General features: G+C 67.5%; 18 protein-coding genes. 8 read left to right on the top strand and 10 right to left on the bottom strand.

The window, feature by feature from the left end:
• Nucleotides 1-135 precede the first annotated feature (135 nt).
• The gene (locus JHN63_RS22680) at nt 136-2535 is read right to left on the bottom strand and encodes a DUF6049 family protein (protein WP_200683114.1); all 2400 of its coding nucleotides are present in this window, start codon (nt 2533-2535) and stop codon (nt 136-138) included.
• A 258-nt stretch (nt 2536-2793) separates the two neighbouring features.
• On the opposite strand from JHN63_RS22680, the gene JHN63_RS22685 reads away from it, so the two are divergent.
• Complete coding sequence (locus JHN63_RS22685) at nt 2794-4236, top strand: CCA tRNA nucleotidyltransferase (protein ID WP_200683122.1); 1443 nt, start codon at nt 2794-2796, stop codon at nt 4234-4236.
• 97 nt (nt 4237-4333) lie between these two features.
• Here JHN63_RS22685 and JHN63_RS22690 read toward each other — a convergent pair whose 3' ends face one another.
• The 4 genes from JHN63_RS22690 to JHN63_RS22705 form a co-directional block, all read right to left on the bottom strand.
• Nucleotides 4334-4933 carry a hypothetical protein gene (locus JHN63_RS22690; RefSeq protein WP_200683124.1) on the bottom strand — a complete coding sequence of 200 codons (600 nt, stop codon included), beginning with the start codon at nt 4931-4933 and terminating at the stop codon, nt 4334-4336.
• A gap of 120 nt (nt 4934-5053) precedes the next feature.
• Nucleotides 5054-6331, bottom strand: a complete 1278-nt coding sequence (locus JHN63_RS22695; protein ID WP_200683126.1) for an MFS transporter — start codon at nt 6329-6331, stop codon at nt 5054-5056.
• Between the two features lie 73 nt (nt 6332-6404).
• Nucleotides 6405-7487: an inositol-3-phosphate synthase gene (locus tag JHN63_RS22700; RefSeq protein ID WP_200683135.1), complete on the bottom strand. Its 1083-nt coding sequence runs from the start codon at nt 7485-7487 to the stop codon at nt 6405-6407.
• Between the two features lie 44 nt (nt 7488-7531).
• The gene (locus tag JHN63_RS22705) at nt 7532-8218 is read right to left on the bottom strand and encodes a PadR family transcriptional regulator (RefSeq protein ID WP_200683137.1); all 687 of its coding nucleotides are present in this window, start codon (nt 8216-8218) and stop codon (nt 7532-7534) included.
• A 735-nt stretch (nt 8219-8953) separates the two neighbouring features.
• Between JHN63_RS22705 and JHN63_RS22710 the strand changes: the two genes are divergently transcribed.
• Together JHN63_RS22710 and JHN63_RS22715 are read left to right on the top strand one after the other, a co-directional pair.
• On the top strand, nt 8954-11200 hold the full coding sequence (locus JHN63_RS22710; protein ID WP_200683184.1) for a transglycosylase domain-containing protein: 2247 nt from the start codon (nt 8954-8956) through the stop codon (nt 11198-11200).
• Between the two features lie 128 nt (nt 11201-11328).
• Nucleotides 11329-12837: a glycosyltransferase family 87 protein gene (locus JHN63_RS22715; RefSeq protein WP_200683145.1), complete on the top strand. Its 1509-nt coding sequence runs from the start codon at nt 11329-11331 to the stop codon at nt 12835-12837.
• Between the two features lie 100 nt (nt 12838-12937).
• Here the strand turns inward: JHN63_RS22715 and JHN63_RS22720 are convergent, their stop codons facing one another.
• From JHN63_RS22720 to JHN63_RS22730, 3 genes are all read right to left on the bottom strand, one after another.
• Entirely contained in the window at nt 12938-13969 is a 1032-nt protein-coding gene (locus JHN63_RS22720; RefSeq protein ID WP_200683147.1) for an alanine racemase, read from the bottom strand.
• 83 nt (nt 13970-14052) lie between these two features.
• Nucleotides 14053-15174 (bottom strand): peptidoglycan bridge formation glycyltransferase FemX, encoded by a 1122-nt coding sequence (gene femX, locus JHN63_RS22725; RefSeq protein WP_200683149.1) that lies wholly within the window; start codon nt 15172-15174, stop codon nt 14053-14055.
• Between the two features lie 224 nt (nt 15175-15398).
• Nucleotides 15399-15713 (bottom strand): hypothetical protein, encoded by a 315-nt coding sequence (locus tag JHN63_RS22730; RefSeq protein ID WP_200683151.1) that lies wholly within the window; start codon nt 15711-15713, stop codon nt 15399-15401.
• Between the two features lie 276 nt (nt 15714-15989).
• Between JHN63_RS22730 and rpsF the strand changes: the two genes are divergently transcribed.
• The 4 genes from rpsF (at nt 15990) to rplI (ending at nt 17713) form a co-directional block, all read left to right on the top strand.
• The gene (gene rpsF, locus JHN63_RS22735; protein WP_006604399.1) at nt 15990-16280 is read left to right on the top strand and encodes a 30S ribosomal protein S6; all 291 of its coding nucleotides are present in this window, start codon (nt 15990-15992) and stop codon (nt 16278-16280) included.
• 80 nt (nt 16281-16360) lie between these two features.
• Entirely contained in the window at nt 16361-16954 is a 594-nt protein-coding gene (locus JHN63_RS22740; RefSeq protein ID WP_200683153.1) for a single-stranded DNA-binding protein, read from the top strand.
• Between the two features lie 57 nt (nt 16955-17011).
• On the top strand, nt 17012-17248 hold the full coding sequence (gene rpsR, locus JHN63_RS22745) for a 30S ribosomal protein S18 (RefSeq protein ID WP_006381652.1): 237 nt from the start codon (nt 17012-17014) through the stop codon (nt 17246-17248).
• Nucleotides 17249-17266: 18 nt separating this feature from the next.
• Nucleotides 17267-17713 (top strand): 50S ribosomal protein L9, encoded by a 447-nt coding sequence (gene rplI, locus JHN63_RS22750; RefSeq protein WP_200683155.1) that lies wholly within the window; start codon nt 17267-17269, stop codon nt 17711-17713.
• 201 nt (nt 17714-17914) lie between these two features.
• On the opposite strand, the gene JHN63_RS22755 is transcribed toward rplI, so the two are convergent.
• Nucleotides 17915-19252: an MATE family efflux transporter gene (locus JHN63_RS22755; protein ID WP_200683157.1), complete on the bottom strand. Its 1338-nt coding sequence runs from the start codon at nt 19250-19252 to the stop codon at nt 17915-17917.
• 460 nt (nt 19253-19712) lie between these two features.
• On the opposite strand from JHN63_RS22755, the gene dnaB reads away from it, so the two are divergent.
• Nucleotides 19713-21191, top strand: a complete 1479-nt coding sequence (gene dnaB / locus JHN63_RS22760) for a replicative DNA helicase (protein WP_200683159.1) — start codon at nt 19713-19715, stop codon at nt 21189-21191.
• Nucleotides 21192-21294: 103 nt separating this feature from the next.
• Here the strand turns inward: dnaB and JHN63_RS22765 are convergent, their stop codons facing one another.
• Entirely contained in the window at nt 21295-21861 is a 567-nt protein-coding gene (locus JHN63_RS22765; protein WP_200683161.1) for a dihydrofolate reductase family protein, read from the bottom strand.
• Between the last annotated feature and the right edge of the window lie 67 nt (nt 21862-21928).

The following is a 21928-nucleotide window of genomic DNA, read 5'->3' on the forward strand; positions in this document are numbered from 1 at the left end:
GACCGCGGTCAGGGCGCGGGCGGCGGACTCTCGGGGTAGCCCGAGCCGCCCGCGCCCTGACCGCGGTCACCGTCGTACGGCGCGTTCATGGTTACCCCACCTCATCGTCCCCGGGCCCACCGGCCACGACATCGCTCAACGGTCCACTCTCTCACCCGTGCCGGACGGGTCGGCGCTTTCCGGTGCGGTGTCCGGTGTCGGGTCACTCGGCTGCTCCGGGTCGTCTGCCCGGGACGGAGCGCCGGACTCCTCCTTGAGACGGTCCTGGGGGCCTTCGGGGTTCTCCGGGCCGTCGGGCTCCTCCGCCGCTTCGTCGTCGGGTCCGTCGGGACCCTCCTCGGCCTGGCGGGCTACTGCGCGCTTGCGGTGGGTGTACATCCGGAAGCCGGCGAGGACGAGCAGCAGGACACCGCCGCCGATGACCAGCATGACGGTGGCCGTGACCTCGGTGACCTTCACGTCGAAGCGGACGGCCTGCCCGTACACCTGGCCGTCCTCCGTGTACAGCTGGGCGGTCACGCCCACCTCGCCGTTGGCGTTCGCCGACGTGGGGAACTTCACGGACTGGCTGTGCCCGCCGTTCACCGTGACCTGCTGTTCGCTGTAGGCCTTGCCGTCGATCTTCAGGCGCGTGGGGCTCGTCGAGGTGAGGCGCAGGACCAAGCGCTCGACGCCCTGCACCAGATTGTTCTGCACGGTCACCGGGATCGTGGCGCTGCGGCCCGAGAGCTTGGTCTCGGACTTGTCGATCAGCTTCACCTGGTCGGTGAGGTCGTCGAGGTAGTTCAGCACGCCCTGGCGGAAGTTGGTCGCCTCGCCCGCCTGCCCCCGCCACGACGTGGACATCTCACGGTTCATGGCCCGCCCGAAGGGGGTCACGACCCGGGACTCGTCGGTGAGGATCACCCGGAAGTTGTCGAGCTTGTCCTGGGTGGCCGCGATCTGCTCGAAGGCCGACTTCGGCAGCTCCTGCTTGCGCAGCGAGGAGGGATACGCGGAGGACGACGGGATCTTCGTCGTGGCGTTCGGGTCGGGCTTGGCCTTGGCCGCCGCTGCGAGATCCTGCGGCTCGCTCCAGGTGCTGCCCTGGAGGGCCGTCAGCGCCTCGGCCATCGTCTGGGCCTGGCTCGCGGTCGGCATGCGCTGCGGGGCGACGACGATGCTGCGCTGCTTGTCCGTCTGCAGGTCGAGCGTCAGGCTCTGGGCGAGGAACCGCTGCTCGGCGAGCGTGGCGGCCCCGGCCGTCGTCAGGTCCCCCTGGAACGCCGTCGAGAGCCGCGAGTCCGCGACCACCGCGGTCGTACCGCCGCCGATGGGGCGGGCGGCGGAAGGGGTGTACGACAGGTCGCCGGTCTCCTGGAGGCTGTCGCTGCGGGCGATCACCTTGTCAGCGCCGGCCGAGGTGGCCACCTTGATGATCGACGGGTCCACGGCGCCGTTCACCGGCCACGCGAAGTCCGTGGTCGGGGTCACGTGGAGCACCGTCTCCACGGTGGTCGCGGCGACGTCCGTGGCGTCCTTGAGGTGGCTCAGCGAGCCGGTGACGCTGGTGCCGTTGTGGGCGAGGGACGCCAGGTCGGGGTCGGAGAACGGGAGGGCGACGACTTCCTTGTCCGTCACCGCCGACTGCAGTTCGGCGAGCCACGCCTTGGCGACCGCCTGGTGGGTGCCCGTCGTCGTGGTGTCGCCGTCGCCCTGGATCTTGTAGTTGCGGGTCATCGCGTCGACGGAGGCCAGCAGGTCCGGGTCGATCACCCAGGTGACGTCGAGATCCTTGCCGAGCGACAGCATCTGGTCCAGGCGCCCGCCCGGGGCGATCTCCTTGGCCAGGTCGTCGTTGAGGAAGACCGGTGTCTGCTGCTCGTTGGAACCCGTCTGCGCGGTCATGTGGACGCCGGAGACGAGCGGCCACAGATACGTCGTCTTCGTCTTCGTGTCCGCGTCGTCGGGCTGCCACGGCAGGAACGTCCGCTGGATGCCCAGCACCTGCTCCCACGGCTGCGCCGAGGTCTGGCCGGAGAGCGAGACACCGAGCGGGTAGACGCCGTCGTCACCGAGATCCAGCTTGTCGACCGGTACGGAGAGGGTGAAGGGTTCGGCGACGCCCGGAGTGAGCTTGGAGAACTGCTCGGTGTACTTGTCGTCGAGTTCCGAGCCGTCGACGCCCTGGACGTAGTCGGTGCGCTTGGCGACGCTGTCGATCGCCGAGCGGGTGCTGAGCGCCTGTCCCAGCCGCAGGCCCACATGGGCGTCGGTGACCGCCTGCTTGCCGTTGTTGGTCACCGTGCCGGAGATGGTCAGGGTGTCCCCGTCGGTGGGGATGCTGGGGCTGAGCGTGTCCAGGGAGACGGACACCGTCTGCGAGCCGGAGGCCGCCTTCGCGGACGTCTGCTCGGCCGCACCGGCGGGCGAGACGGCGGACAGCTGGAGGAGGCCGGCCAGCAGAGGCGCCCCGGCGAGCAGTGTGCCGGTGCGCCGCAGCCACCGGCGGGCAGGTGAGGGACACGTCCCCTGGAAGTCTGCCGCCTCGGCCACGCGCTCGCCCGTCCCTCGTCATCGTCAGTGGTCGTCGCAATGTGCGTCCACGCATGGTAACGATGCGCGCTGAGGGGAAGTGCCGCGGTCTGCTCCACAAGATCGGAGAACAGCGCCGGACCGTCCCGTATGTGCCCGTATAAAGGGGAGGGCTCGGGTACGTCGCAAGGGCAGTGCTTGCGCGGATATCAGGGGACGTGTCCGTGCACATTTAATGGGGGCGCTCGCGGTGGCCCGGGCCACGTACCCTTTTCTGTTGTGCCGAACGCCAACGAAGACAACCCCAGTGCCCTGAGCCAGGTGCAGCATCGCGCGGTGAGCGAGCTGCTGCGGGTGGCTCCCGTCGCCGACGACCTCGCCCGCCGTTTCCAGGAGGCCGGGTTCTCCCTCGCCCTGGTCGGCGGCTCGGTCCGGGACGCGCTGCTCGAGCGGCTCGGCAACGACCTGGACTTCACGACGGACGCCCGTCCCGAGGACGTACTGAAGATCGTCCGGCCGTGGGCGGACGCCGTGTGGGAGGTCGGGATCGCCTTCGGCACGGTCGGGGCGCAGAAGGACGGCTACCAGATCGAGGTGACCACCTACCGGTCGGAGGCGTACGACCGCACCTCGCGCAAGCCCGAGGTGTCGTACGGCGACTCCATCGAGGAAGACCTCGTCCGGCGGGACTTCACGGTGAACGCGATGGCTGTCGCGCTCCCGGAGAAGAAGTTCATCGACCCGCACGGCGGCCTCGACGACCTCGCGGCTCGTGTGCTGCGCACCCCGGGCACCCCCGAGGCGTCCTTCTCGGACGATCCGCTGCGGATGATGCGGGCGGCACGCTTCGCCGCTCAGCTCGACTTCGAGGTCGCTCCCGAGGTCGTCGCGGCGATGACGGAGATGTCCGGGCGGATCGAGATCGTCTCGGCCGAGCGGGTGCGGGACGAGCTGAACAAGCTGATCCTCTCCGCGAACCCCCGCAAGGGACTGACGCTGCTCGTCGACACCGGACTCGCCGACCATGTCCTGCCCGAGCTTCCCGCCCTCCGGCTGGAGAGCGACGAGCACCACCGGCACAAGGACGTCTACGAACACACGCTGATCGTTCTGGAGCAGGCGATCGAACTGGAGGAGAACGGTCCCGACCTCACCCTCCGCCTGGCCGCGCTGCTGCACGACATCGGCAAGCCGCGCACCCGCAGGTTCGAGAACGACGGCCGGGTCTCGTTCCACCACCACGAGGTGGTCGGCGCGAAGATGACCAAGAAGCGCATGCTGGCGCTCAAGTACTCCAACGACCTGGTGAAGGACGTCTCGCAGCTCGTCGAACTTCACCTGCGCTTCCACGGCTACGGCACCGGAGAGTGGACCGACTCGGCCGTCCGCCGCTATGTCCGGGACGCCGGCCCGCTCCTGGACCGCCTCCACAAGCTGACCCGCTCGGACTGCACCACGCGGAACAAGCGCAGGGCCGCCGCGCTGTCCCGTGCGTACGACGGTCTGGAGGAACGCATCGCCCAACTGCAGCAGCAGGAGGAGCTGGACTCGATCCGACCCGACCTCGACGGCAACCAGATCATGGAGATCCTGGATGTCAGGCCCGGGCCGGTCATCGGTCGCGCTTACAAGTTCCTGCTGGAACTGCGGCTGGAGAACGGGCCGATGGAGCATGAGGCGGCGGTGGCCGCACTCAAGGAGTGGTGGGCCTCGGAGAGCTGAGGTTGCGGAACGGGGTCATGTTTCACGTGAAACATGACCCCGGACCGCATTCGGGGGCGATGTTTCACGTGAAACATCGCCCCTCGCTACATCTGCCTTACTTCGAGTAGTCCTTCAGGCAGAGCAGGAAGTTACTGCCGTCGCCGCTCTCGGTGTACGAGTACTGGAAGTCCTTCGCGGCCGCCGTGCACTTGGCGTCGGCTGTGGTCTCGGAGTACGTGCCGCTGATCTTGGCCAGCACCACGTACTGGGCCTTCGCGTCGCTGCACTTCACGACCTCAAGGTCCGGGTTGGTGTCGCTGGTGCTGCCGCGGTGCATGCAGTCGCCGACCTTTGCGGTGTCGGCGTCGTCCTGGCTCGATATGTAACTGAAGATCGCCGCGCCGGCAGCGATCACGATGACGACGGCGAGCCGGATCATCTTGAAGCTGAACTTGCGCTTCGGCTGCGGCGGGACCGGAGCGAACGGAGCACCGCCCTGGGGCGGGAAACCGGGCTGACCGGGCTGCTGCGGGTAGCCGCCCTGCGGCGGGTACGGGGCCTGAGGCTGCGGCGGATACGGCGCCTGCTGGGCCTGGGCCTGAGGCGGGTAGGGAGCTTGCCCCTGAGGCTGGCCGCCGTAGGGCTGCTGGCCCTGGGCGTACGGGTTCGGATCCTGGGCGTATGGGTTCTGGCTCTGAGGCGGCGGAGTTGTCATTCGGGGTCCCCCCTGGAACGTGGACGCATGGCGCGGCATGGCACGCGACATGGTGCGAAGTAAGACGCACGTAAGCTACCGGCCCCCACTGACACAGCTGAGACCCAGCTGGGCTCCGTGTCAGTGATGTGACACTTTCCGGCGCTCAAAGTGGGCCATAGCCGCAGCAACCGCTCCGTAGACGACGGCCACCGTGATCACCAGCACCGCTGAGCGGCCGTCAGGGGGAAGCATCAGCGCGGCCATCGCGGCGGCGCCGACGAAGGCGACGTTGAACAGCACGTCGTAGACGGAGAAGATCCGGCCGCGGAAGCCGTCGTCCACCGAGAACTGCACGATGGTGTCGGTGGCGATCTTCGCGCCCTGGGTGGTCAGGCCGAGGACGAAGGCGGCCGCCAGCATGGGGGCGGTGGTGAACGGGAGGCCGAGTGCCGGTTCCAGAAGCGCGGCGCCCGCGGCACACACGGCGATCCAGCGGCCGGGGCCGAGTCGTCCGGCGGCCCAGGGCGTCACGACGGCCGCCACGAAGAAGCCGGCGCCGGAGATCCCCAACGCGAGTCCCAGCAGGCGCAGTCCGTCGTCCGGGGTCGACGACAGGGCGTACCGGCAGAGCATCAGCAGCAGGACGGTCAGGGCGCCGTAGCAGAAGCGCATCAGTGTCATCGCGGCGAGCACCCAGAGCGCCTCCCGGCGCCGCGGCGCGGTGAGGTGCCGTACGGCCGCTGTCAGGTCCCGGGCGGTGCCGGCGAGGGCCGTGGCGAGGCGGGGCCGGGTCAACGCCTGGTCGGGGCCGAGGAGTTCGGGGGCCATGCGCAAGGACGTGAGGGCCGCGCACAGGTAGAGGGCCGCTCCCAGCAGGACCACCGCGGCGGCGGTGTCCGCGACCAGCAGCCGGACGAGGAAGGCGAGGCCGCCGCCCAGTGTCGCCGCCAGTGTTCCGGCCGTGGGGGAAAGGGAGTTGGCGATGACCAGCCGTTCGTCGTCGACCACGCGCGGGAGCGCGGCGGACAGGCCGGCGAGCACGAAACGGTTGACGGCGGTGACGCACAGCGCGGAGACGTAGAAGAGCCAGTCCGGGACGTGGCTCACCATCAGGACGGCGGTCAGTGCGGCCAGCAGGGCGCGCAGCAGGTTGCCGTAGAGGAAGACCTGGCGGCGGCGCCAGCGGTCCAGGAGGACGCCGGCGAAGGGGCCGATGAGGGAGTACGGGAGGAGCAGGACCGCCATCGCGGAGGCGATCGCGGCGGCCGAGGTCTGTTTCTCCGGGGAGAAGACGACGTAGGCGGCGAGTGCCACCTGGTAGACGCCGTCCGCGCCCTGGGAGAGGAGACGTACGGCGAGCAGGCGCCGGAAGCCCTGGAAGCGCAGGAGGATGCGCAGGTCACGGACGACGGCCATGGGCACAGCCTCACATACGAGGAGGGTCCCCGGGCGGATGCCCCGGGGACCCTCGACGAACGGACGGCGGGGCTTAGCGCTCGACCTCGCCCTTGATGAACTTCTCGACGTTCGCGTAGGCCTCGTCGTCGAAGTACTGGACCGGCGGGGACTTCATGAAGTAGCTCGACGCGGAGAGGATCGGGCCGCCGATGCCGCGGTCCTTGGCGATCTTCGCGGCGCGCAGGGCGTCGATGATGACACCCGCGGAGTTCGGGGAGTCCCAGACCTCGAGCTTGTACTCGAGGTTCAGCGGGACATCGCCGAAGGCGCGGCCCTCGAGGCGGACGTAGGCCCACTTGCGGTCGTCGAGCCACTGGACGTAGTCCGACGGGCCGATGTGGACGTTCTTCTCGCCCAGGTCGCGGTCCGGGATCTGCGAGGTGACGGCCTGCGTCTTCGAGATCTTCTTGGACTCGAGGCGGTCGCGCTCCAGCATGTTCTTGAAGTCCATGTTGCCGCCGACGTTGAGCTGCATCGTGCGCTCGAGGCGGACACCGCGGTCTTCGAACAGCTTCGCCATCACACGGTGCGTGATGGTGGCGCCGACCTGCGACTTGATGTCGTCGCCGACGATCGGGACACCGGCCTCGGTGAACTTGTCCGCCCACTCCTTGGTGCCGGCGATGAAGACCGGGAGGGCGTTGACGAAGGCGACCTTGGCGTCGATGGCGCACTGGGCGTAGAACTTCGCCGCGTCCTCGGAACCGACGGGCAGGTAGCAGATGAGGACGTCGACCTGCTTGTCCTTGAGGATCTGGACGACGTCGACCGGGGCCTCGTCGGACTCCTCGATCGTCATGCGGTAGTACTTGCCCAGGCCGTCGAGGGTGTGACCGCGCTGGACCGTGACGCCCTTGTTCGGGACGTCGCAGATCTTGATGGTGTTGTTCTCACTGGCACCGATGGCGTCGGAGAGGTCGAGGCCGACCTTCTTCGCGTCGACGTCGAACGCGGCGACGAACTCGACGTCACCGACGTGGTACTCGCCGAACTGGACGTGCATCAGACCGGGCACCTTGGCGGCCGGATCGGCGTCCTTGTAGTACTCGACGCCCTGTACCAGTGAGGCGGCGCAGTTGCCCACGCCGACGATGGCTACGCGAACCGAACCCATTCCGGTTGCTCCCTGTGTGTGCGAGGTGAGGCCCTGACTGGACCTCATGTGGTGGTTTCGTCGGACGGATCCGGCCCGGGGGTGGCGCCCCCGAGCCGGGGCAGGCCGCCCGACTCCCCAGATGTGCTGTCCTGCTGAGCGGAGCGGTCCGAGGCGGGACCCTGCAGGTCCCGTCCGGCCCGCTCGCTCTCGATGAGCTCGTTCAGCCAGCGCACTTCGCGCTCCACGGACTCCATTCCGTGGCGCTGCAGCTCAAGCGTGTAGTCGTCGAGGCGCTCCCGGGTCCGCGCCAGGGAGGAACGCATCTTCTCCAGACGCTCCTCCAGCCGGCTGCGGCGACCTTCCAGTACGCGCATGCGTACGTCGCGTGACGTCTGCCCGAAGAAGGCGAAACGAGCGGCGAAATGTTCGTCCTCGTACGCGTCGGGCCCCGTCTGCGAGAGCAGCTCCTCGAAGTGCTCCTTACCTTCCGCCGTCAACCGGTAGACGATCTTGGCGCGGCGTCCCGCGAGGGTGGCGGTAAGGGCGTCCTCGGGGGTGTTCCCCGTCTCCTCGATCAACCAGCCGTTGGCGACCAGCGTCTTGAGGCAGGGGTAGAGCGTCCCGTAGCTGAACGCACGGAACACACCCAGTGACGTGTTGAGTCGTTTGCGCAGCTCATAGCCGTGCATCGGGGATTCGCGGAGCAGGCCGAGGATGGCGAACTCGAGGATGCCGGAGCGTCTGCTCATCGTCGCCTCCTCCCTGTCCGCGGTCCGTCCGTGACGGCCTTTATGTCGAGCTGATGTATCGACTCGATACATCCAGACGATAGAACGGCCTTCCGGATGCGACAAGTGGGGAGATGGTGACCGCCGTCACATCACTGATTCGTTGGAATCAAGTTGCCTGATTTGGGGTGAACTTCGGGGCTAAGCAGGTTTTGACGGTGCGTAGTCTGTGCGGCATGCACACCACCGGGAACCAAGTGACGCGTGGGGGCGTCAACGTCCCCGGTGCGGTACGGATGAATGCAGAACCGACCACATCCGTACTTCGGGGGGACCGGAAACCAGCCGCCGTTTCCAGGCGCGCACGGGTGCGCCTGCCCGAGGAGTAATCGTTCGATGAGCGAGCACCGTCGCAAACCGCCGCAGCCGCAGGGAGGCGGACGTGCCGCGGACCGACGCGGCCAGCCCGGACCGACCTCCGGCCGCCGCGCGGCACCGCGAGGCGCCACCACCGGGTCTCCCTCCGACGCCTATGGGTCCAACTCCGCCGTGCCGGGGGGTGAAGAGCGCCAGTACGGCAGCCGGGCCGAAGCCCGCCGGGCCGCCCAGAGAGGCGGCGGCCGTCGCAGAGAGGCCGCCGGCCAAGGTCCCGGCGGCCCGAACGGGCCGGGCCGGGGCAGAGGACGCGCTCCAGCGCCCGGCAAGAAGCGGTTCATTGACTATCCGCGCTTCGACAAGTACGGATGGCGCCGCTGGATGCCCTCCTGGAAGCTTGTCTCCGGCCTGTGTCTGTTCTTCTTCGGCAGCCTCGTGGCCGCGGTCGGTGTCGGCTACGCCATGGTCGGCATCCCCAGCGAGAACACCGCGGCCAAGTCGCAGAACAACGTCTACTACTGGTCGAACGGCGACCAGATGGTCGCCACGGGCACCGGCACCAACCGCCAGAACATCAACATCGCGCAGATCCCCAAGGCCATGCAGTGGTCGGTGATCTCGGCCGAGAACAAGAGCTTCTACACGGACTCGGGCGTCGACCCCATGGGCATCGCCCGTGCCCTGGCCAACATGGCCCGGGGCGGTCAGACGCAGGGTGGCTCGACGATCACCCAGCAGTTCGTCAAGAACACCTACCTGAGCCAGGAACAGACGGTCACCCGGAAGCTCCGGGAGATGTTCATCTCCATCAAGGTGGGCACACAGCTCAGCAAGCAGCAGGTCCTCCAGGGCTACCTGAACACCTCGTACTACGGCCGTGGCGCCTACGGCATACAGGCCGCCGCGCAGACCTACTACGGCGTGGACGCGGTCAAGCTGACGCCGAGCCAGTGCGCCTTCCTGGCGGCCCTGTTGAAGGGGCCGACGTACTACGACCCGATCGGCGCCACGAACATCGACCCGGCGGCGGACTCCAAGTCCAACACCGCCCGCTCCAAGGCGCGTTGGGCCTGGATCCTGGAGCAGATGCACGACGACAAGCGCATCACGGACGCCGAGTACCAGACGGCCATCAAGAAGTACCCCATGCCCCAGGGACTCAAGGCGACCAAGGGCATGACCGGCCAGATCAGCTACCTGGTGGACACGGCCAAGAAGTACGTCCTGAACCACTCGGACATCTCGCAGACCGAGTTCGACCAGGGCGGCTACCAGATCTACACGACCTTCCAGAAGGACAAGGTCAACGAGCTGAGCGCGGCCGTGAAGAAGATCCAGAAGGACCGGATCGATCCGAAGAAGCGTGACCTGGACAAGTACGTCCAGTTCGGCGCGGCGTCGGTGGTGCCCAAGGACGGGGCGATCGTCGCCCTCTACGGCGGTGACGGCTACGAGAACGGCCACTTCACCAACAACGCCGACACCTCGGGTGTCCCGGTGGGGTCGACCTGGAAGCCGTTCGTGCTCGCCGCCGCCATGGAGTACGGCACGTACAAGACCGACGGCGCCGGTATCTCACCGCTCAGCAAGTACAACGGCGACGACCATCTCAAGGTCAGAAACCAGGACGGAACGTACGTCCTGAACAAGGACAACTCGATCTTCTACCAGAACAACGAGAGCAACTACCCCTGGGGTTACATCTCGCTGCGCAAGGCGATGGAGCAGTCCATCAACACGCCGTTCGTGCAGTTGGGCATGGACGTGGGGAACTCGAAGGTGCGGGACGTGGCCAAGGCGTCCGGGATACTGGACGACAGTTTCGCCACGCTGAACCCCTCCTTCGCCATCGGTACGTCGACCCCCAGTGCGATCCGGATGGCCGACGCGTACGCGACGTTCGCCGCGGCCGGCCAGCAGGCGGATCCGTACTCGGTGACGGCCGTGAAGGAGGGCGGACAGCCGGTGTCCGGCTTCACCAAGCCGACTGTGAAGCAGGCGATGCCGGCGAACGTGGCGAACAACGTCACGAACACCCTGGAGAACGTCATCCAGAACGGTACGGCCAAGAACGCGAAGGCTCTGGGCCGTACGGCGGCCGGCAAGACCGGTACCACCGACAGCAACAAGTCGGCCTGGTTCGTCGGCTACACCCAGCAGCTCTCGACGTCGATCGCGATGTTCAGGGAGAACCCCAAGGACGCCCAACTCCTCTCCATGAACGGCACGGCGGGCGTGCCGTCCATCCACGGTGGTGACATCCCGACAGCGGTGTGGACCGAGTACATGGAGGCCGCGCTGAAGGGGAAGTCCGACCCCGGCTTCCCGGACGCCACCAAGATCGACAATGTCGAGGACGAGTCCGGCGCACCGTCTCCCACTCCGACGCCCACGGTGACGCCGAGTGAGACACCCAGCGAGACGCCGAGCGAGACGCCCATCGTGACGACGCCGAGTGCGACGCCTTCGGCCACCGAGTCCTGCCAGTTCAGCTGGCAGTGCAGCAACGACGGTGGCACCGACGGAGGTACGACGACCTCGCCATCTGCCACGGCCACTGCCACGGAAAGCAGCGGCAGTAACAGAGGCAGTGACAATGGGGGCATCTTCGGAGGCTCAACCGGCTAGCTGTCATATCGCTCGTGAAGGGTGTTTCACGTGAAATACCCTTCACAGGATGTTTCACGTGAAACGAGGGCCGTCGCATCCCACAGGTTGCGGCGGCCCTCGGCGTACTCCTAGGTCCGTACGGCAGGATGTGCCCCATGCCCAGTGCAGAACTGACGCCCACGAGCGTGCACGAGCCTGATCCGGTACTGCCGACCAAGGTTGATGAGGTCGCCGCCGCCGGTAGTGAACTGATCGGTGGCCCTATCGGCCGGCGCGCTCTCCTGGGGACGTCCTGGTGGACTCCCGTACGGGTCGTCGCGCTGGTGGCGATCGGCGTCTTCGCCCTCGGCCTGGTCCAGAAGGCGCCCTGCTACAACAGCGGTTGGTTCTTCGGGGCCAGCTCGCAGTACACGCATGCGTGCTACTCGGACATCCCGCACCTCTATCAGGGACGCGGTTTCGCCGACGGGCTCGTGCCGTACTTCGACAAGCTGCCCGGTGACATGCAGTACCTCGAATACCCGGTGCTGACCGGTGTGTTCATGGAGGTGGCCGCCTGGCTCACGCCGGGCAGCGGCAGCATCCAGCACCAGGAACAGTGGTACTGGATGGTCAACGCCGGGATGCTGATGGTCTGCGCGGCCGTCATCGTCGTATGTGTCAGCCGTACGCACGCCCGTCGGCCCTGGGACGGCCTGCTGGTCGCCCTGGCGCCCGCCTTCGCGCTGACCGCCACCATCAACTGGGACCTGCTGGCGGTCGCTCTGACGGCCGCGGCGATGCTGATGTGGTCGCGGGGCCGTTCCCTCGCGTTCGGCGTCCTGTTGGGCCTTGCAACGGCCGCCAAGCTGTATCCAGTGTTCCTGCTCGGCCCGCTGTTCCTGCTGTGCTGGCGCGCGGGCAAGTGGCGGGACTTTGGGAAGGCGTTGGGCGGCACCGTCGTCGCCTGGCTGGCGGTGAACCTGCCGGTGATGCTCTTCGCCTTCGACGGCTGGTCGAAGTTCTACACGTTCAGCCAGGAACGGGGCGTCGACTTCGGGTCGTTCTGGCTGATCCTGGCCCAGAACTCCACCGACCCGCTCAGCACCGACACCGTCAACACGTTCGCCACCCTGCTGATGCTGCTGTGCTGTGGAGCCATCGCGGCACTCACGATGACCGCTCCGCGCCGGCCGCGCTTCGCGCAACTGGCCTTCCTGATCGTCGCGGCGTTCATCGTGACCAACAAGGTCTACTCACCCCAGTACGTGCTCTGGCTGGTCCCCCTCGCCGTGCTGGCCCGGCCGAAGTGGCGGGACTTCCTGATCTGGCAGGTGTGCGAGGTGGCGTACTTCCTGGGGATCTGGATGTACCTCGCGTACACGACCAGCGGAGACGCGCACAAGGGCCTGCCGACCGAGGGCTACTGGTGGGCCATCGGCCTGCACATCCTGGGCACGCTCTACCTGTGCGCCGTGATCGTGCGGGACATCCTCATGCCGGAGCGGGACGTGGTGCGCCTGGCGGGCGACGACGACCCCTCCGGCGGTGTCCTCGACCGGGCGGAGGACGTGTTCGTGTTCGGGGCGGCGGCCCGCCCCGGACGGCACGCGGCCCCCTTCGACGGACCGCAGGTGGAGTGGGGCACCGAGGGAACGGCCGACCGTTCGCTCTGAGCGAACAGGGCGTCGAGAGCCCACGCAAGACGGAGCGACCACGCGAAAAGGCCGTACACGGGAGGTCCCGTGTACGGCCTTTCGGCTGTTGTGGAAGGGCTCAGCGGTCCACGATGCGGTCGAACTGCGTGGTGGTGTGCCGTAGATGGGCCACCAGTTCCTCGCCCACCTTCGGCTCGGCCGCCTCCACCGGTACGAACAGGATCGAGACCTGCATGTGCGGGGGCTCGGCGAACCAGCGCTGCTTGCCGTCCCAGACGAACGGAGAGAGGTTCCGGTTGACCGTGGCGAGGCCGGCCCGGGCGACGCCCTTGGCGCGCGGCATGACGCCGTGCAGCGCCTTCGGGGCCTCCAGGCCCACCCCGTGAGACGTACCGCCCGCCACGACCACCAGATAGCCGTCAGAGGCCGTCTTCTGCTGCCGGTAGCCGAAGCGGTCGCCCTTGGAGACCCGGGTGACGTCCAGGACCGCGCCGCGGTACTCGGTGGCCTCGTGGTCCCCCAGCCACAGCCGCGTGCCGATCCGGGCCCGGAAGCGGGTCTGCGGGAACTGCTGCTGCAACCGGGCCAGGTCCTCGGACTTGAGGTGGCTGACGAACATCGTGTGTAGCGGCAGCCGGGCGGCCCGCAGGCGGTCCATCCAGCCGATGACCTCCTCGACGGCGTCCGAGCCGTCGGTGCGGTCCAGCGGGAGGTGGATGGCGAAGCCCTCCAGACGCACGTTCTCTATGGCGGAGTGCAGCTGCGGCAGTTCCTGCTCGCTGACGCCGTGACGCTTCATCGAGGACATCACCTCGATGACCACACGGGCACCCACGAGGCCGTAGACACCGTCGATGGACGACACCGAGCGGATGACCCGGTCCGGCAGCGGTACGGGCTCCTCGCCGCGGCGGTACGGCGTCAGCACCAGCAGGTCACCGCCGAACCAGTCCTTGATCCTGGCGGCCTCGTACGTCGTGCCGACGGCGAGGACGTCCGCGCCGAGCCGCGTCGCCTCCTCCGCCAGCCGCTCGTGCCCGAAGCCGTAGCCGTTGCCCTTGCAGACCGGGACGAGCCCCGGGAACTGCCCGGCAACGTGCTTGTGATGCGCCCGCCAGCGAGCAGTGTCGACGTAGAGCGTGAGCGCCATGGCCGGACCTGGAACCTTTCGGGTGGCTGCGGTGTATCAGAGGTATGGGAGCTATCGACGTTATCGAAGCGAGGACCGTGCGGTCAGCGGCGCGACATGTAGATGTCGAGCGCCTTGTGGAGCAGCTTGTTCAGCGGGAAGTCCCACTCGCCGAGGTATTCGGCGGCCTGTCCGCCGGTGCCCACCTTGAACTGGATCAGACCGAAGAGGTGGTCGGTCTCGTCCAGCGAGTCGGAGATGCCGCGCAGGTCGTAGACGGTGGCGCCGAGCGCGTAGGCGTCGCGCAGCATCCGCCACTGCATCGCGTTCGAGGGCCGGACCTCACGCCCGATGTTGTCGGAGGCGCCGTAGGAGTACCAGACGTGTCCGCCGACCACGAGCATCGTCGCCGCCGACAGGTTGACCCCGTTGTGCCGGGCGAAGTACAGCCGCATCCGGTTGGGGTCCTCGGTGTTGAGGGCCGTCCACATGCGCTGGAAGTACGACAGCGGGCGGGGCCTGAAGTGGTCGCGCAAGGCCGTGATCTCGTACAGCCGCTGCCACTCCTCCAGGTCGTGGTAGCCGCCCTGGACGACCTCGACACCGGCCTTCTCGGCCTTCTTGATGTTGCGGCGCCACAGCTGGTTGAAGTTCTTGTGGACCTCTTCCAGCGAGCGGTTCGCCAGCGGCACCTGGTAGACGTAGCGCGGCTGGACGTCGCCGAAGCCGGCGCCGCCGTCCTCACCCTGCTGCCAGCCCATACGGCGCAGCTTGTCGGCCACCTCGAAGGCGCGAGGTTCGATGAAGTCGGCCTCGATGTCGCGCAGTCGCTTCACGTCCGGGTTCTGGATGCCGGCCTTGATGGAGGTGGCCTCCCAGCGCCGGATGATGACCGGCGGGCCCATCTTCACGGAGAAGGCGCCCTGGTGCTTGAGGTGGGCCAGCATCGGCTGGAGCCACTCGTCCAGATTCGGCGCGAACCAGTTGATGACCGGGCCCTCGGGCAGATAGGCCAAGTAGCGCTTGATCTTGGGGAGTTGCCGGTAGAGGACCAGCCCCGCGCCGACCAGTTCGCCGGTCTTCTCGTCGATCCAGCCGAGGCTCTCGGAGCGCCACTCCGCCTTTACGTCAGCCCATGCCGGGACCTGCATGTGGCTCGCCGAGGGCAGGCTCTGGATGAATGCCAGATGCTGCTCACGGCTGATGGTCCTCAGGGTCAGGCTCATTCGGGGCGCTCCTCGGGCTGGTGTGTCCCCATGGGTACAGGGGCTCCGGCTCTCGCGCCGAAGCCTACTGCGCCTTGCGAGCGCCCCGACTGGGCGTATGCAACCTTCGCCTCGGCCTGTTGGCCGCCGAGGCGTTCCGTGCTGATTTACGCGGAGTTCGGACTACGGCGTCGGGACCGTCGGCTTCCTGGCCGTCGGTATCCGGGCCGTGGGCTTCCGGGCCGTCAGCTGATGACGCCGCCGAACAGACCGCCGTGCGCCATACCGAGGAAGAATCCGACACCCGCGGCACCGAGACCCAGGATCAGGCCGAAGCGCTCCCTCGTCGTCTCGGAGATCCACTGCCCGTACGCGCCGGTGAGGATCCCCAGCAGGCCGGTCCAGGAACTCAGCAGATGCAGGCTGTGGAAGAACGAGGTGGTGAACGCCGTCAGCCCGAGCACCAAGGTCACCGCGAGCAGCGTGTCCTGGAGCGGATGGGGCTTGCCGTCTGTGGCGAAGAGAGAGCCGGCGGTGTTGGGTCGCAATGCCTGTGCCATGTGGCACCTCCTGCGGAAGGCGGCGCGTCGTCGCGCCGGACACACCCGATGTGTACAGATTGACGCTCTCCGCCACCGGATTTCAACCGGAAGCCGGTGTGCGGGTACTCTGTACCCTCTGCACTGGTGTCTGCCCATGCCACGGCTCGGAATCCCCGCGAGGGGCACCCGATGTCAGTGGCGGCTGTTTTACTGGCACACACTGTTGCTCACGCATCACAACCCTCCTGCCACGGAACGACCGTGGCCGCTGAGTCCAAAGGAGGTGGGTTCCACATGCGTCACTACGAAGTGATGGTCATCCTCGACCCCGATCTGGAGGAGCGCGCCGTCTCCCCCCTGATCGAGAACTTCCTCTCCGTCGTCCGTGAGGGCAACGGAAAGGTCGAGAAGGTCGACACCTGGGGCCGTCGTCGTCTCTCGTACGAGATCAAGAAGAAGCCCGAGGGCATCTACTCGGTCATCGACCTGCAGGCCGAGCCTGCGGTCGTCAAGGAGCTCGACCGCCAGATGAACCTGAACGAGTCGGTCCTCCGGACCAAGGTCCTCCGCCCCGAGACCCACTGAGCTTCCGCTCAGCTGATCCCGGGATTCGAGTAGCAGCACCCCAAGCAGCCAGAGCAGCAAACCCGCCGAGAGGTACCCCCATGGCAGGCGAGACCGTCATCACCGTCGTCGGAAACCTGACCGATGATCCCGAGCTGCGCTTCACTCCGTCCGGCGCGGCCGTCGCGAACTTCACGATCGCGTCGACGCCTCGGACGTTCGACCGCCAGAGCAACGAGTGGAAGGACGGCGACGCGCTGTTCCTGCGCGCGTCGATCTGGCGTCAGGCCGCAGAGAACGTCGCCGAGTCGCTGACGCGCGGTATGCGCGTCGTCGCTCAGGGACGACTCCGGCAGCGTTCGTACGAGACGCCCCAGGGCGAGAAGCGAACGGTCGTGGAGCTCGAGGTCGACGAGATCGGTCCTTCGCTGCGTTACGCCACCGCCAAGGTCACCAAGACCCCTGGTGGGGGTCGTGGCGGCCAGGGTGGCGGCGGTGGCCAGGGTGGCGGCGGCTGGGGTGGAAACTCCGGCGGCGGTCAGCCGGCCGGCGGCGCTCCTGGCGGCGACCCGTGGGCCACCGGCGCTCCTGCCGGTGGAAACCAGGGCGGCGGCGGTGGCGGCGGCTGGGGTGGAAACTCCGGCGGCGCCGGCGGTGGCGGCGGAGGCGGCTACTCGGACGAACCCCCCTTCTAGGCCCTCGGGCCGAGGGTGGGTCGTACCCACACTTCTTGATCACACAGGAGATACACCATGGCGAAGCCGCCTGTGCGCAAGCCGAAGAAGAAGGTCTGCGCATTCTGCAAGGACAAGGTCCAGTACGTGGACTACAAGGACACGAACATGCTGCGGAAGTTCATTTCCGACCGCGGCAAGATCCGTGCCCGCCGCGTGACCGGCAACTGCACGCAGCACCAGCGTGACGTCGCCACGGCTGTGAAGAACAGCCGTGAGATGGCGCTGCTGCCCTACACCTCCACCGCGCGATAAGGGAAGGGTGACCGACTAATGAAGATCATCCTCACCCACGAGGTCTCTGGCCTCGGTGCCGCCGGCGACGTCGTCGACGTCAAGGACGGTTACGCTCGCAACTACCTGATCCCGCGGAAGTTCGCTATCCGCTGGACCAAGGGTGGCGAGAAGGATGTCGAGCAGATCCGTCGTGCTCGCAAGATCCACGAGATCCAGACCATCGAGCAGGCCAACTCCGTGAAGGCCCAGCTCGAGGGCGTCAAGGTCCGTCTGGCCGTCCGCTCCGGCGACGCCGGTCGTCTCTTCGGTTCCGTCACCCCGGCCGACATCGCTACGGCGATCAAGGCTTCCGGTGGCCCCGAGGTCGACAAGCGCCGCATCGAGCTGTCTGCTCCGATCAAGACGCTGGGCGCCCACGAGACGTCTGTGCGTCTGCACCCCGAGGTTGCCGCCAAGGTCAACATCGAGGTCATCGCAGCCTGACCGCTGCGCTCGGCATAGCTGAGAGAGGGGCCGCACCCATTGGGGTGCGGCCCCTCTGTTGTGTTCGCGACGGGACGGGGCCTTGCGGGCGGTGTGTTCGGAACGAGACGCGGCTCGGCCGATGTTGGGCGTTCGGGGCGGCTCTACGGCGCTCATGTTTCACGTGAAACATGCCAGTGCGCGGTGTTTCACGTGAAACGGTCAGCGGGTCGCGCCCGTGACGACCCAGCGCCCCGAGCGGGTGCGCAGCAGAAGCGTCAGCATCCGCACCGTCATCATCAGGGTCATCGCTCCCCAGAGTGCGGTCAGTCCAGCGCCGAGGACCGGCACGAGCAGGGCCACTGGAACGAAGACCGCCAGGGTCACCACCATCGCCCCTGCCAGATACGGCCCGTCTCCCGCGCCCATCAAGACCCCGTCCAGGACGAAGACGACACCGCAGATCGGCTGCGAGAGGGCCACCATGATCAGGGCGGGCAGGGCGGTGTCCTTGACGGTGGGGTCGCCGGTGAACAACGGGAGGAAGAGCGGGCGGGAGAGGATCACCAGGAGACCGAGCACCACTCCTACGGCGATGCCCCACTGCACCATGCGGCGGCATGCGGCTCGGGCGCCTTGAGGGTCGTCCGCGCCGAGATAGCGGCCGATGATCGCCTGGCCCGCGATCGCGATGGCGTCGAGGGCGAAGGCCAGCAGAGACCACAGGGACAGGATGATCTGGTGTGCGGCGATGTCGGCGTCCCCGAGACGGGCCGCGACCGCCGTGGCGATCAGGAGGATCGCCCTCAGGGAGAGCGTGCGCACGAGGAGTGGTACGCCTGCCTGCGCCGAGGCTCTGATCCCTGCGACGTCCGGACTCAGGGAGGCGCCGTGCCGGCGGGCTCCGCGGACGACCACGACGAGATACACGGCAGCCATGCCCCACTGGGCGATGACGGTGCCCCAGGCGGAGCCGGCGATACCGAGGTCGGCGCCGTAGACGAGTCCGACGTTGAGGGCGCCGTTGGCGACGAAGCCGGAGACGGCGACGTACAGCGGTGTCTTGGTGTTCTGCAGTCCGCGGAGGACACCGGTGGCGGCGAGGACGATCAACATGGCCGGGATGCCGATGGAGGAGATCCGCAGATAGGTCGTCGCGTAGGGGGCCGCGGTGTCCGAGGTACCGAAGAGGCCGATGAGAGCGGGCGCCGAGGGGAGGACGACGGCGATGACGGTGGCGCCGATCAGCAGCGCGAGCCAGATGCCGTCCATGCCCTGGCGGATGGCGGCCTGGAGATCACCCGCGCCGACACGTCGGGCGACGGCTGCCGTGGTGGCGTAGGCGAGGAAGACGAAGACACTCACGGCTGTCGTCAGGAGGGCGGATGCCACTCCGAGGCCGGCGAGTTGGGCCGTGCCGAGATGGCCGACGATCGCGCTGTCGGCCATGACGAAGAGGGGCTCGGCGACGAGCGCGCCGAAGGCCGGGACGGCCAGCATGACGATCTCTCGGTCGTGCTGTCGTCGGGTGGCCCTGGTGGCCGCGGGAGCCTGTGTCATGAGCACTAATCTAATCGTCCACAGGTAAGAGATGCAATTGTGCTGTGACCCTTACCTCTGATCTCGCCTCGTATCCTCTCGCGCACTGTTCGAAGCGATCTTGGTCCGATGTGGAAAGTTTTTCTTCTGCACAGCCGGTGGATGGGAAAGCGGCAGGTCAGAGGGGTTGCGATCGAAGTGGCGAGGTCTTGTTCACAGGGCTGTCCACCGGGTCGTGCACAGGTTTTGCCGGGTTCTCCACAGCATCCGGGCCGTCGTCCACATGGCCTGTGGATAACCAGATTGGCTGACGGTGCCCGCGGGCCTACGGTGGAGCGGCGCCTGCTCCGTCCGTCGGCCTGAGAACCATCACAAAACCGACGCGCCCGTACCGGAGTTGGGCGCTTCATTTGTCAGTGCCGTGCCGTAGAAATGAGGGGCACGGCGAGGTCCGCTCGGCGGACGGGAGGAGGTGGCTCGGTTGAGTATTTCCGAGCCCTTGGACGACCCGTGGGCCGACAGCGGTCCAAGTGATCGTCTGCCCGCTTCCCGACGGCGCGGTGACGGAGGGCGGGGCCGCGACGAACAGCACGACCGCGGCCGGGAGGGCGGCGAGTGGGAGGGTGCGGGTTCGGCCTTCGAGCGGGTGCCGCCGCAGGATCTCGATGCCGAGCAGTCCGTGCTCGGCGGCATGCTTCTGTCGAAGGACGCCATCGCGGACGTCGTCGAGGTGCTCAAGGGCCACGACTTCTACAAGCCCGCGCATGAGACCGTCTACCAGGCGATCCTCGACGTCTACGCCAAGGGTGAGCCGGCCGACCCGATCACCATCGCCGCCGAACTCACCAAACGCGGTGAGATCAACAAGGTCGGCGGCGCATCGTATCTGCACACGCTCGTCCAGACCGTGCCCACGGCGGCGAACGCGGAGTACTACGCGGAGATCGTCCACGAGCGCGCCGTCCTGCGCCGGCTGGTCGAGGCCGGCACGCGCATCACGCAGATGGGATACGCGGCCGACGACGACGTGGACGAGATCGTCAACCGGGCCCAGGCCGAGATCTACGCGGTCACCGAGCAGCGGACCAGCGAGGACTACCTCCCGCTCGGCGACATCATGGAGGGCGCGCTCGACGAGATCGAGGCGATCGGCTCACGCAGCGGTGAGATGACCGGTGTGCCCACGGGTTTCACGGACCTGGACTCGCTCACCAACGGACTGCACCCGGGCCAGATGATCGTCATCGCGGCCCGTCCCGCCATGGGCAAGTCCACGCTCGCGCTGGACTTCGCCCGCGCGGCATCGATCAAGCACAACCTGCCGAGCGTCATCTTCTCCCTCGAAATGGGGCGCAACGAGATCGCGATGCGCCTGCTGTCCGCCGAGGCCCGCGTGGCCCTGCACCACATGCGCTCCGGCACCATGACCGACGAGGACTGGACCCGGCTGGCACGCCGGATGCCCGAGGTGTCGTCCGCACCGCTCTACATCGACGACTCCCCGAACCTCTCGATGATGGAGATCCGCGCGAAGTGCCGTCGGCTCAAGCAGCGCAGCGACATCAAACTGGTGATCATCGACTATCTGCAGCTGATGCAGGCCGGTGGCTCCAAGCGCCAGGAGAGCCGTCAGCAGGAGGTCTCGGACATGTCCCGAAACCTCAAGCTCCTGGCGAAGGAGCTGGAGGTCCCGGTGATCGCGCTTTCGCAGCTGAACCGTGGTCCCGAGCAGCGTACGGACAAGAAGCCGATGGTGTCCGACCTGCGTGAGTCCGGCTCCATCGAGCAGGACGCCGACATGGTCATCCTGTTGCACCGCGAGGACGCGTACGAGAAGGAGTCCCCGCGCGCGGGCGAGGCGGACATCATCGTGGGCAAGCACCGTAACGGCCCGACGGCGACGATCACCGTCGCCTTCCAGGGCCACTACTCGCGCTTCGTGGACATGGCGCAGACGTGACCTGACTCTCGTAGGGTCTCGCGGCTGATGTCGCCATCTCACGGGCTGTCGTGCCGATGGCGTGTACGACATCACCGTGAGACCGGAGCGTGGGTGCTGCTGCTCAGCGCCTCGTCTCGTACCTGGTCAGGATCACACCGTCGGGGAACGCCCGCGTCTCCACCAGGTTCAGGTTCACCCAGCTGTCCAGCGCGGCGAAGAACGGCGTGCCGCCGCCCACCAGGACCGGGGCGGTGGCCAGCACGTACTCGTCGATCAGCCCGGCCCGCATGGCCGCTCCGGCGAGTGTCGCGCCGCCGATGTCCATCGGGCCGCCGTCCTCGGCCTTGAGCCGGGTGATCTCGGCGACCGCGTCGCCGGTGACCAGGCGGGTGTTCCAGTCGACCTTGTCGGTCGTCGAGGAGAAAACCACCTTCGACATGTCCCGCCAGCGGCGCGCGAACTCGATCTCCGCCGGGGTGGCGCCCGGCTGCTGGTCGCCGGTCGGCCAGTGGGAGCTCATCGTCTGCCACAGCTTGCGCCCGTACAAAGACAGGTCGGTCGTCTGCAACTGGTCGGACCAGAACTGGAACAGCTCGTCGCTCGGCGGTCCGCCCCAGCCGATGTCGTCGCCGGGCGCCGCGATGTAGCCGTCCAGGGTCAGGTTCATGCCGTAGATCAGTTTTCGCATGGTGCCAGCCTTCCGTGAGTCGGTCTCACGCGGCCAGACCGGCGCGGCGCGGGAAACTCATCGGTGC

Origin of the sequence: Streptomyces sp. MBT65, from assembly GCF_016612545.1 — a bacterium.
Lineage (GTDB): Bacteria > Actinomycetota > Actinomycetes > Streptomycetales > Streptomycetaceae > Streptomyces.

Excerpts from the sequence above, each read along its gene's own strand:
- JHN63_RS22690 (WP_200683124.1), bottom strand. The coding sequence starts at position 4,933 with ATGACAACTCCGCCGCCTCAGAGCCAGAACCCATACGCCCAGGATCCG.
- JHN63_RS22695 (WP_200683126.1), bottom strand. The coding sequence starts at position 6,331 with ATGGCCGTCGTCCGTGACCTGCGCATCCTCCTGCGCTTCCAGGGCTTC.
- JHN63_RS22700 (WP_200683135.1), bottom strand. The coding sequence starts at position 7,487 with ATGGGTTCGGTTCGCGTAGCCATCGTCGGCGTGGGCAACTGCGCCGCC.
- JHN63_RS22705 (WP_200683137.1), bottom strand. The coding sequence starts at position 8,218 with ATGAGCAGACGCTCCGGCATCCTCGAGTTCGCCATCCTCGGCCTGCTC.
- JHN63_RS22710 (WP_200683184.1), top strand. The coding sequence starts at position 8,954 with ATGCCCTCCTGGAAGCTTGTCTCCGGCCTGTGTCTGTTCTTCTTCGGC.
- JHN63_RS22715 (WP_200683145.1), top strand. The coding sequence starts at position 11,329 with ATGTGCCCCATGCCCAGTGCAGAACTGACGCCCACGAGCGTGCACGAG.
- JHN63_RS22720 (WP_200683147.1), bottom strand. The coding sequence starts at position 13,969 with ATGGCGCTCACGCTCTACGTCGACACTGCTCGCTGGCGGGCGCATCAC.
- femX (WP_200683149.1), bottom strand. The coding sequence starts at position 15,174 with ATGAGCCTGACCCTGAGGACCATCAGCCGTGAGCAGCATCTGGCATTC.
- JHN63_RS22730 (WP_200683151.1), bottom strand. The coding sequence starts at position 15,713 with ATGGCACAGGCATTGCGACCCAACACCGCCGGCTCTCTCTTCGCCACA.
- rpsF (WP_006604399.1), top strand. The coding sequence starts at position 15,990 with ATGCGTCACTACGAAGTGATGGTCATCCTCGACCCCGATCTGGAGGAG.
- JHN63_RS22740 (WP_200683153.1), top strand. The coding sequence starts at position 16,361 with ATGGCAGGCGAGACCGTCATCACCGTCGTCGGAAACCTGACCGATGAT.
- rpsR (WP_006381652.1), top strand. The coding sequence starts at position 17,012 with ATGGCGAAGCCGCCTGTGCGCAAGCCGAAGAAGAAGGTCTGCGCATTC.
- rplI (WP_200683155.1), top strand. The coding sequence starts at position 17,267 with ATGAAGATCATCCTCACCCACGAGGTCTCTGGCCTCGGTGCCGCCGGC.
- JHN63_RS22755 (WP_200683157.1), bottom strand. The coding sequence starts at position 19,252 with ATGACACAGGCTCCCGCGGCCACCAGGGCCACCCGACGACAGCACGAC.
- JHN63_RS22765 (WP_200683161.1), bottom strand. The coding sequence starts at position 21,861 with ATGCGAAAACTGATCTACGGCATGAACCTGACCCTGGACGGCTACATC.